At 58.7% G+C, this 9,579-nt stretch carries 12 protein-coding genes and 1 tRNA gene; 1 reads left to right on the top strand and 12 read right to left on the bottom strand.

Going from position 1 to position 9,579, the window contains the following annotated elements; all coding sequences use genetic code 11:
• Nucleotides 1-55: 55 nt before the first annotated feature.
• Together AC2VNM_RS07945 and AC2VNM_RS07940 are read right to left on the bottom strand one after the other, a co-directional pair.
• Nucleotides 56-292, bottom strand: a complete 237-nt coding sequence (locus tag AC2VNM_RS07945) for an antitoxin (RefSeq protein WP_483166493.1) — start codon at nt 290-292, stop codon at nt 56-58.
• Between the two features lie 139 nt (nt 293-431).
• Nucleotides 432-1,154, bottom strand: a complete 723-nt coding sequence (locus AC2VNM_RS07940; RefSeq protein WP_486913085.1) for a hypothetical protein — start codon at nt 1,152-1,154, stop codon at nt 432-434.
• Between the two features lie 254 nt (nt 1,155-1,408).
• Here AC2VNM_RS07940 and AC2VNM_RS07935 point away from each other — a divergent pair, with 254 nt between their 5' ends.
• Nucleotides 1,409-1,699, top strand: a complete 291-nt coding sequence (locus AC2VNM_RS07935; protein ID WP_483166490.1) for a DUF3800 domain-containing protein — start codon at nt 1,409-1,411, stop codon at nt 1,697-1,699.
• Between the two features lie 637 nt (nt 1,700-2,336).
• Here the strand turns inward: AC2VNM_RS07935 and AC2VNM_RS07930 are convergent.
• The 10 genes from AC2VNM_RS07930 to fabD all read right to left on the bottom strand — a co-directional run bounded on the left by AC2VNM_RS07930 (nt 2,337) and on the right by fabD (nt 9,570).
• Nucleotides 2,337-2,427 (bottom strand) — tRNA-Ser (locus tag AC2VNM_RS07930).
• A gap of 46 nt (nt 2,428-2,473) precedes the next feature.
• Entirely contained in the window at nt 2,474-2,824 is a 351-nt protein-coding gene (locus tag AC2VNM_RS07925; RefSeq protein ID WP_483166489.1) for a PilZ domain-containing protein, read from the bottom strand.
• Nucleotides 2,821-3,786, bottom strand: coding sequence for a DNA polymerase III subunit delta' (locus AC2VNM_RS07920; protein WP_483166488.1), 966 nt, complete (start codon nt 3,784-3,786; stop codon nt 2,821-2,823). Before AC2VNM_RS07920 ends, AC2VNM_RS07925 begins: the two co-directional genes overlap by 4 nt.
• On the bottom strand, nt 3,779-4,423 hold the full coding sequence (tmk, locus tag AC2VNM_RS07915) for a dTMP kinase (protein ID WP_483166487.1): 645 nt from the start codon (nt 4,421-4,423) through the stop codon (nt 3,779-3,781). The genes AC2VNM_RS07920 and tmk overlap by 8 nt, the downstream gene beginning before the upstream one ends.
• Complete coding sequence (mltG, locus tag AC2VNM_RS07910; RefSeq protein ID WP_483166486.1) at nt 4,416-5,423, bottom strand: endolytic transglycosylase MltG; 1,008 nt, start codon at nt 5,421-5,423, stop codon at nt 4,416-4,418. Before mltG ends, tmk begins: the two co-directional genes overlap by 8 nt.
• The gene (pabC, locus tag AC2VNM_RS07905) at nt 5,420-6,283 is read right to left on the bottom strand and encodes an aminodeoxychorismate lyase (protein WP_483166485.1); all 864 of its coding nucleotides are present in this window, start codon (nt 6,281-6,283) and stop codon (nt 5,420-5,422) included. The genes mltG and pabC overlap by 4 nt, the downstream gene beginning before the upstream one ends.
• A 6-nt stretch (nt 6,284-6,289) precedes the next feature.
• Nucleotides 6,290-7,540: a beta-ketoacyl-ACP synthase II gene (gene fabF, locus AC2VNM_RS07900; protein ID WP_483166484.1), complete on the bottom strand. Its 1,251-nt coding sequence runs from the start codon at nt 7,538-7,540 to the stop codon at nt 6,290-6,292.
• Nucleotides 7,541-7,564: 24 nt separating this feature from the next.
• A complete protein-coding gene (gene acpP, locus AC2VNM_RS07895; RefSeq protein WP_215873220.1) occupies nt 7,565-7,813 on the bottom strand; it encodes an acyl carrier protein in 249 nt (82 codons plus the stop codon).
• A gap of 81 nt (nt 7,814-7,894) precedes the next feature.
• Complete coding sequence (gene fabG / locus AC2VNM_RS07890) at nt 7,895-8,635, bottom strand: 3-oxoacyl-ACP reductase FabG (protein WP_483166483.1); 741 nt, start codon at nt 8,633-8,635, stop codon at nt 7,895-7,897.
• Entirely contained in the window at nt 8,635-9,570 is a 936-nt protein-coding gene (fabD, locus tag AC2VNM_RS07885; RefSeq protein WP_483166482.1) for an ACP S-malonyltransferase, read from the bottom strand. The genes fabG and fabD overlap by 1 nt, the downstream gene beginning before the upstream one ends.
• Between the last annotated feature and the right edge of the window lie 9 nt (nt 9,571-9,579).

The following is a 9,579-nucleotide window of genomic DNA, read 5'->3' as shown; positions in this document are numbered from 1 at the left end:
GGCTGTTCTTTCATGAGATAGATGCAGATATTGGTGTCCAGCAAGTAGCGCAGCATCACCAAGATCTTTCTGCCTCGACAAACTCCGGTCGCTCAGCGCTGTGCTGTGGGCGCAATGCAGCAAACAGCGCGGGAAGCGATTCCAGGGAACTCACTTCGGGCTCCACGATGAGCCGGTTCCCCTCCCGGATCACGACCAATTTTGTCTGCTTCGGAAACGCCATACTCACAGGGATGCGTACAGCTGGCGAGTTCCCTGCCATGAATTGGCGGGTATGAAAGACCTTTTGCATTTTCCCCTCCTGAAGCTACAGGTTACAACATGACGTTATCACCTTGATGGGGTCTCTACAATGCCAAGTCCAATTCCCTTGCGCCACAGCTATCCCCAAAGCCAGCCAGATGCCTGCCGATAGCCATCGCCGCGAGATTTCATTCTTCCGGATCATTCTTTACCTCCGTCTTTGCGGCCTCTTCCAACAACGAGCGGATCAGCTCTTTCCGCCCCATTTGCCGGATCGACATCAGTTGCTGGAACTTCTCTTCCATCTCCGGTTCCAGCCAGAGATCAATGCGCACAAATCCTTCCTCCCGAGCGCGCTTGCGATAGGCAACTACCCGCTGGCGTTGTCCCTCCAGGGCCTCTGGCAGCCTGGGCTTACCCACTCCGCCACTCCCCTCTTCCCGATTCCGCGTCAGCATCGAGGTGCAGCAGTTCTCCTGGCGCGCTTTGGGTTCCCGTCTCCCGGAGACGGTCTCGATCTCCTGCCCTGCATTCATGCTTTCTCTCCCAGCCTTTTTGCGTCCCAGGGAAAACCGGATGTAATCCCCATTCGACCAATGTACCGCAAAGTGTACCGGCAGACTTGGCAATAGCCAGAGCAGACGCAGTCCCCCCAACAGTGTCACGAGCCCCACAAAATGCCAGTACTCCGGATGCCGCAGGGCCGGCGCCCAATTCTCCGGCAAAAAGTATCCGGCAACGTACCCATAGAGCCACCACGGAATCGCCACGATCCCCAGATAGAGACCCACCGGGATCGCCACAACAAGCAGCCCGGTCACCGTCCAGCGCAGGATCTTCCAGCTGCCATAGAGCCACATCGCTACCGCCTCGAGGAGACGGTCCGACAGGGTAGGTTGGTAGATCTTCATCTTTCCCTCCTGGGCGCGCTTCCCGGGTGCTTGCGGGGTATCGGATAGAACATCGTCAGACTCCTTTTACAAAGAGCTTGCAATCGGAGGGCAATTGACCAAAGTTAATCAACCGCGGCAGGTAAATCCTGAGCAACTCCAGACCCCGATGCAAAGGGCTCCTAAGCGCGGTGTAAACGCGTGGGATTCAGGGTCTGTTACCTATTCATAGAGGGCTCTGATGTGTCGGTCGGAGCCTTTTATATTTTGAGGCGATGACAGCTCACATTTACTTGGACGAAAGCGGAGACCTTGGTTGGCAGTTTGGTCGCCCATTCAAGCGTGGTGGATCAAGTAGATATTTGGTCATCGCAGCGCTTGTTGCGCCACCTGACAAGGATATGGTGACAGAAAGGTGCATCCGAGGTCTTCACAAGGCACGAGGCTGGAGTAGCGCCAAAGAAAAGAAATGGTCAGCCATGACCCCGACTGGCCGCAGCGCGTTTGCGAAAGCTGCTCTAGCCATTCCCAATAAACGCCAGATATTTCTTACCACGCTATTGTAGTCAAAAAATGCAACGTCCTGGACCACATCAGGGCCGATCCGAGTAAGCTCTACAACTATATGGTCAAGCTCTTGGACGCCATGACGAAACATGATCGCGTGATATTTGTTCCAGACCCACGGTCAACCAAAGTTGAGTGCGGCAACAGCCTACATGACTATCTACAAACGGAGCTTTGGTTCAAGCGCCCAAGGGGCGACCAAGGACCGAAAACGGAACGTGGATGGCTGAGGAGGAACCAGTAGTGCAACAGAATGCTGCATTACTGGAGTACCAGAAAAGTGTCGTCCGTCCCGTTGTTGCCGCCAAAGCCGCGCAACTTCTGAGACCTCGCGGATGCTTAAAAATTCGGAATTCTCATGCGCGTAAGGGTAGCGGCCATTTTGTCAGCTGTACGCGCGAGGGGATGTACCACCCAAGCGAGGCTATTTCTGGCCGAAACAGAGGCACTCCTTCTAGGCCACTGCCCCAGCACCCACACTGCCGGAGCTTTTTTGTGTCTGTCACCCTGACGGGGGTGAGCCGCGACACCTGATCCAGAGTCGTCAGAAAAACTCTCAAGCGATGTCACCGGGTAAGACTTCACCCTTGCACGGAACTTAAGCCATATCAAACTCAGGAAGTTATGCTTCATGTTTGGCGGAGAGGGTGGGATTCGAACCCACGGTACCCTTTTGGAGTACACAGCATTTCCAGTGCTGCACCTTCGGCCGCTCGGTCACCTCTCCGTAGAGGCGGGAGTGTAGCCTAGTTGTGCGACGCAAGCAATCGAGACTAGAAGGCCAGGATCTCGCGCTTCTGTCCTTTGGGCAGGCTGGCTATGATGCTTTGGATACGGGTCAGGATTCCAGAACGGTCGTTGGTGAAACGAATGCCGATGGCTGGCGGGTGACCTTCACGGTTTTCCTTGGGCATGACCCAGATCACCTTACCTTGCAGCGGAGTACGCTGGCCATTGTCAGGCAAGGTGATCATCAATAGCACGTCGGTCCCCATGGGCAGCAGGTTCGGGGTTTCGATCAGTATCCCTCCACCCCGTACCTGCGGCAAAAAATAGCGCTGCACCGACTCGGCATCGCGCAGTACCACCGAAAGCGCACGGGCACTGGAATCCAATGTACTCATTCTTCTCTTTCTCCCCAAAACCAGCACCAGAGCAGACGCTCAAGACGCATGGGTATTTGTAGATTCTGGCGCAGATCAACAGCGAGACGCAACCAAGCCTGGTACTCTTTCCATAACTGCGTTGGCGACCAACTCGCCGCCCGCGTCGAAAGCGCTTGCGCCCGCAAAGAGGTTTCCAGACCTTGTTGTAGTCGAAAAATTTGCGTATACAAGCCCAACATCAACTCTCGCAGCAACAAGACGCGTTCTTCATCCTTGCTCCACTGCCCCACCAGCCGCCATAACAACTCAAGTCGCGGTGTTTTGCTGAGCAATTGCGTCTGTGCCTCCTGCAACTCTGGCCAGACGCCGCTGTTGACGAGTTCCAGAGCACGCGCTGGGCGATCGGCATAGCGCTGGGCGAGGGCGTTTACATCAGCAGCATCGACTCCCTGTGCGCGAAGATAACGGGCACAGGCGTCAACTTCATGCAGAGGTGACTCGAGGCGCTGGCAGCGCGAACGAATGGTCGGCAAAAGGCGCACGGGTGCAGCGCTCAGCAACAGTATGCGGGCACGTAGCGGTGGCTCTTCCAGACCCTTGAGCAGGGCGTTGGCTGCTGCCATGCTCATCTGTTCTGCAGCGATGATCCGCAGCACCCGTAAGGGACCAGACTGCGGGGTGTAAGCCAGGACGTCCAACGCTTCGCGTATTTGTTCGATGCCCAGAGTCTTGCCATTACTTGCCTGCAGAGTCAGGTAGTCTGGATGATTTCCCGCATCCAGCAACTGACAGGAAGGGCAAGTACCGCAGGCCTCCTCAGCAGCCCGGTGACAAAGCCAGAGGCGCACGAGTCGTTCCGACCACGCAGCCGCGAGGCTATCCGCCGCCGCCTCGAGCAGCAGAGACTGTGGAAGCCCCCGCGCACGATCGGAAGCCAGCCAGGCCGGTGCGCTAAAATAGGAGATCGCTGCGTTATCCATGATCCGATTGGCGTGGGGGTATCCGCGCCAGCAAAGCCTTCCGTAGCTGCTCTTGGACCTGTGGCAGGGACTGACTGGCGTCGATGCGGCAAAAACGCTTTGACATCTCCGCAGCCCGCTGTGCAAAAGCGGCTTGCGCCCGGCGGAAGAAGTCGATGCTCTCTCGTTCCATGCGATCGGGCCGACGATCGCGAATGCGCTCAGCGGCAACCTGGGGATCGATATCGAGCCAGAACGTCAGATCTGGCTGACGCGAAATACCGGCCCAACGCGAAAGCTCCTCGATACGCGCAAAGGGTACCCCACGCCCGCCCCCCTGATAGGCAATAGTCGAATCCTCGTAACGATCACAGAGCAGGACCTTGCCCGCCGCCAGCGCCGGCAGGATACGACTGCGCAGGTGATTCCGCCGCCCGGCATAGAGCAGCAGCAGCTCCTCTTCCACATCCAGTTGCAGATCAGGATTGAGAAAGATCGCGCGCAGGGCTTCACCCAGTGGCCCACCACCCGGTTCGCGACTGCGCTCCACGGTATAGCCGAGCGTCTCGATCTGCTCGGCAAGAAAAGGCAGAACGGTACTCTTGCCAGCCCCTTCTATCCCTTCGAGAGTTATGAAAAATCCCGAGTCATTAGTCATTTTTGACACCCGCCTGAAGGTAGCGTCGGATCTGCTGCTGATGTTCCGCAAACCCCGCTGAGTAGTGATATTCGTTGCCCTTGGCGATGAAGTAAAGGTCGTCTCCAGATGCCGGGTGCAGAACCGCCGCCAGGGCCTGCTGCGACGGCATGGCGATCGGAGTTGGCGGCAGGCCGCTATGCAGATAGGTATTGTACGGACTTTGCACCTGCATCTGCGCCGGCTGGAGATGACCATCATAGGCCTTGCCCAACGCATAGATTACCGTGGGGTCGGATTGCAGCGGCATCCCTATCCGCAAGCGGTTGAGAAAGACGGCCGCAATGCGTTGTTGCTGCGCCAACGGGGCACCTTCACGTTGCACAATGGAGGCCAGAATCAGCGCCTGATAGGGGTCGTTCAGTGGCAGATTGGGCGCGCGCTGCGCCCACAACTTGTGCAGGGTCTGCTGCATGGCCTGGGCGGCCTGGCGTAGTAGAGTCAGGGCCGGTTCACCGGGCACGTAGCGATAACTCTGCGGCAGCAGGCAGCCCTCGGCATGCTGTCGTGCGGCGGCCATCGGTCCCAACAATCTGGGCAATTGTGCTGCCGTGGGGATCCCCTTGGAGTCCAGATAGGGGGCGTGCTGCAGTTGTTGCAGCACCTGCGGCAGATTCATTCCGGGCACGATGGTAAACAGCAGCGGCCGCGAGCGCCCAGCCCGCAAGGTCTCGAGCACTTCTGCCATACTCACCCGTCCGCGAAACCTATAGAGGCCGGCGTGTAGAGGCGGACGCCCCTCCACCTGCCAGAGGAGTCGGAACAGCACGGGGTTCGGCAACAAACCCTTTCTGTGCAGCTCCTGAATACTCGCATCAACGCTGGCTCCCAAGCGGATAGGCACTTCCTTTCCCGCTGCTGGCAACGCAAAGGGGTGGTAGAGACTCCATAGCGCCCAGCCGAGCAGCGCAAAAATCGTGAAGAGGACAAGCAGGGCCAGGCGTGGCAACCAGGATCTCACGTTGCCTCCGGGAATAATCCCAGCTCGCGATGCCAAGCAGCCAGACGCTGCGCCAAGCTACCCTCAGCGCCGGGGAGGCTGCGATCTTGCCATCGTTGCACCGGCCAGAACCCAATCAGACTGTTACAAAAGAGGATTTCTTCTGCCTCTGCCAGCACAGTTGGCGTTTCTCGTACGGTCTGTACGGCAAGTCCCCAGCCTTCCGCCTGACGTAGAATTGCATCCAGTTGAATTCCACGGATTCCGCCATTGTGCAGATCCGGGGTATAAAGCGTGTCCCCGCGACGCCAGAGGACGTTGCTCTGGATACCCTCGCGCAGGCATCCTTGCTGGTCGCAGAGCACAGCCTCCTGCCACGCCTGCGGCAACGCGCGACGTGCCATGATTTGATTGAGACGATTCAGAGACTTGAGCGCCAGATAGGGCGCACCGCATTGCAGAGGGACCGTGGACAAACCCGCACGGATGCCCTCCTGCCAATGGGTTTCGGGTCGAGTGGGCCAATCCTGCACCAGGAAGATGAGCTGTCCCGCACTTTTCTTAGGCGTGGCATAGCCTTGGCCATCTCGGCGAAGCAACAGGATCTTCAGCACCAAACGCCGAGACGTCACAATAAGAGGGGACCCCTCCAGCAGGTCCTGCCAATGGGCCAGCAGTGTGGCAACATCCGGGACGGCAATTCCCAAAACCGCGGCACCCTGGCTCAGCCGATGCAGGTGCTGCTGCCAAAATAAAGGTTGCGAGGAAATGACGGCAATGGTCTCGAAGAGTCCATCGCCATACTGTACGGCACGTGCGAACGGGAGCGAGTAGGCAGGGTCCTGGAAGACGCCATCGACACTGCAGGCGAGGACCGTCACAGGTCCTCAGTCGTGGAACTTGCGGAATACGAGAGTGCTGTTGGTACCGCCAAAACCGAAGGAATTACTCAACGCAACCTCGACAGACTGCTGCCGGGCGACGTTGGCGACATAATCCAGATCACAACCCTCGCTCGGCTGTTCCAGATTGATGGTGGGCGGCAGGATGCCATTGTGGATCGCCAGCGTAGTAAAAACCGCTTCAATTCCACCGGCAGCGCCGAGAAGATGCCCGGTCATGGACTTGGTAGAACTCATCGCGAGCCTCTTGGAGTGCTCGCCAAATACCGCTTTGACCGCTTCGGTTTCGGCCAGATCACCCAGCGGCGTCGAAGTACCATGAGCATTGATGTAGTCCACGGCATCCGCTGGCAGGCCTGCATTGCGTAGGGCTACCTGCATGCAGCGCACAGCTCCCTCGCCCCCACTGGCGGGTTGCGTCATGTGATAGGCATCAGCACTCATCCCGTAGCCCACCAACTCGGCATAGATCTTCGCGCCACGGCGTTGCGCGAACTCGAGTTCTTCCAGAATCAGGATGCCGGCACCCTCAGCCAAAACAAAGCCGTCGCGCCCCTCGTCCCAAGGACGACTCGCCTTCTCCGGAACATCATTTCGGGTCGACAACGCACGGGCAGCAGAAAACCCTCCCAATCCCAGAGGGCTGATGGCAGCCTCCGCACCACCAGCGATCATCACATCGGCATCACCGTATTCAATGAGCCGTGCCGCGTCACCGATGGAGTGCGTTGCAGTCGAGCAGGCAGTCGCCATGGCAATGTTCGGGCCCTTCGCACCGTACAGTATCGATACATGACCAGACACCATGTTAACGATACAGCGCGGGATGAAGAATGGGGAAATGCGCCGCGGCCCACTCTCGGTCACCACGGAGTGCTCGGACTCGATGCCTGGCAGGCCACCGATACCACTGCCGATGGAAACGCCGACGCGTTCGGCAATTTCCGGGGTAATCTTGAGTCCCGAGTCTTCCATTGCCTCCATGCTGGCGGCGAGGCCGTAATGGATAAACAACTCCATTTTGCGGGCTTCTTTGACGGGCAAATACTGGCCGACATCGAAGCCTTTCACTTCACCAGCGATCTGCGAGGCATAGGCCTCCGGATCGATGCGCGTGACCCGGGCAATGCCACTGCGGCCGTGGACGATGCTGTCCCAAGAGGCGGCCAAACCAATCCCGACCGGAGAAACGATCCCTAGACCGGTAACCACGACACGTCTTTTCAACGCAGACACTCCAAACCGAACGGAGAAATGATCTCAGGCATCCTGCTTGGGCAGATGCGCGCTGACGTAGTCGATGGCCTGCTGCACCGTAGAAATCTTTTCGGCCTCTTCGTCGGGAATTTCGCAGTCGAATTCTTCTTCCAGGGCCATCACCAACTCGACGTTGTCGAGGGAATCGGCACCCAGATCGTCAGCGAAGGACGCTTCGTTGGTGACCTCATCTTCATTCACACCCAGTTGCTCGACGACCACTTTCTTTACACGTGCTGCGATATCATCCATGGGAGAAACTCCTCAGTTGGTAAAAATTATTTTCGGCGGAATTGGACCACAGCTGGCGCGGTCCTGTAAAGGAAAAAGGCATCATCCCATCCACAACCCGCCATTCACCTGCAGGGTTTCGCCGGTGATATAGGCAGCTTGCGCAGAAGCTAGGAAGGCGACGGCGGCTGCCACATCCTGCCCGCTACCCAGGCGGCCAGCGGGAATCTGTTGTAACAGATGCTCACGCTGCGCCTCGTTCAGGACGGCGGTCATATCGGTGGCGATGAAACCTGGGGCGACACAATTGACAGTGACTCCGCGCGCCGCGACCTCGCGCGCCAGGGCGCGGCTGAAGCCCATGACCCCCGCCTTGGCGGCGGCGTAATTGCTCTGCCCGGCATTCCCCATCATCCCCACCACCGAAGTAATGCTGATGATGCGCCCATATTGCGCCTTGATCATGTCGCGCACACAGAGCCGGCTGAGGCGGTAGACTGCGCGCAGATTGGTTTGCAGCACCCGGTCCCAGTCCTCGTCCTTCATACGCAATAGCAACTGATCGCGGGTAATCCCAGCATTATTCACGAGGACGCTGGGGGCCCCTAGCTCGGTCCGGATCTGCGCCAACGTGGCATCCATAGCGGCGTCATCGGTCACATCGAGAACATAACCCCGCCCCTGCTCCCCCAGTTTTTCGCAGAGGGCCTCTGCCCCTGCGGCACTGGTCGCGGTGGCGGCAACCTGGGCACCGAGGCTGCGGAATTCCTCGACCAGCGCGGCGCCAATGCCCCGGCTGCCGCCGGTAATCAGTACCACCTGCCCGTCCAGCGCATGGCTCATCAGAGATCCTCCAACGCGGTGGCGAAACTCTTCTCGTCATCGAGAGACAGCATGCGCAGACTCGGTTCGATGCGCTTGCCCAACCCAGACAGGATCTTCCCCGGGCCCATCTCGACAAAGGTGGTGGCCCCCTGCCGGGCCAGGAAGCGAATGCTCTCGGTCCAACGCACCGGGGAAAAGATCTGCCGACGCAGTGCTTCGCGAATGGCCGCCGGCTCGCGATGACTTTGTGCGTCCACATTATGCACCAGCAGCGCATTGGGACTGCGGAACTCTACTTTGGCAAGATCAAGCGCAAATTTTTCCGCCGCCTCGGTCATCAGCGAACAGTGACTGGGAACACTGACAGGCAAGATCACGACCTTCTTCGCCCCGGCATCCTTGGCCCGCTCACTGAGCCGCTCGACGGCAGCGCGCTGTCCGGCCACAACGATTTGCCCCGGTGCATTGAGATTCGCAAGCTCTAGGACCTGGCCTTGCGCCTCGCGCTGACACAGGGCGCGCAGATCCTCTTCGCTGATACCAAGAACCGCAGCCATCGCCCCTTCGCCCTCGGGCACGGCGTTTTGCATGAGTTCGCCGCGGCGTGCAACCAGCCGGAGCGCGTCGGCAAAGTCCAGGCTGCCGGCGACCACCAAGGCGGTGTACTCGCCCAAAGAGTGGCCGGCGACGAAGTCGGGACTGGATCCGCCCTCCTCCTCCCAGGCGCGGAACATGGCGTAGCCTGCGGTGAGCATCAGCGGTTGGGTCCAACGGGTCTGATTCAGCTCCTCGATCGGACCTTCCTGCGCCAACTGCCAGAGATCGCGATGCAAGAGGTCAGAAGCCTCGGCAAAAATCTCTCGCAGCACTGGGCGGTTGGCACTGATGGCGGCGAGCATGCCTATGGACTGCGATCCTTGACCCGGAAAAACAAAGGCAATCGAACCCTGCACTATAGTCTC

This window comes from Acidithiobacillus sp. TH-A67 (assembly GCF_057473545.1).
The sequence above is the reverse complement of the archived record's forward strand: the minus strand, read 5'-3'. Positions and strand labels throughout refer to the sequence as shown.

What these genes read in the sequence shown, in the direction of transcription:
- AC2VNM_RS07935 (WP_483166490.1), top strand. Translation starts at nt 1,409, where the DNA reads ATGACAGCTCACATTTACTTGGACGAAAGCGGAGACCTTGGTTGGCAG.
- AC2VNM_RS07920 (WP_483166488.1), bottom strand. Translation starts at nt 3,786, where the DNA reads ATGGATAACGCAGCGATCTCCTATTTTAGCGCACCGGCCTGGCTGGCT.
- fabG (WP_483166483.1), bottom strand. Translation starts at nt 8,635, where the DNA reads ATGAGCCATGCGCTGGACGGGCAGGTGGTACTGATTACCGGCGGCAGC.
- acpP (WP_215873220.1), bottom strand. Translation starts at nt 7,813, where the DNA reads ATGGATGATATCGCAGCACGTGTAAAGAAAGTGGTCGTCGAGCAACTG.
- AC2VNM_RS07945 (WP_483166493.1), bottom strand. Translation starts at nt 292, where the DNA reads ATGCAAAAGGTCTTTCATACCCGCCAATTCATGGCAGGGAACTCGCCA.
- AC2VNM_RS07940 (WP_486913085.1), bottom strand. Translation starts at nt 1,154, where the DNA reads ATGAAGATCTACCAACCTACCCTGTCGGACCGTCTCCTCGAGGCGGTA.
- AC2VNM_RS07925 (WP_483166489.1), bottom strand. Translation starts at nt 2,824, where the DNA reads ATGAGTACATTGGATTCCAGTGCCCGTGCGCTTTCGGTGGTACTGCGC.
- tmk (WP_483166487.1), bottom strand. Translation starts at nt 4,423, where the DNA reads ATGACTAATGACTCGGGATTTTTCATAACTCTCGAAGGGATAGAAGGG.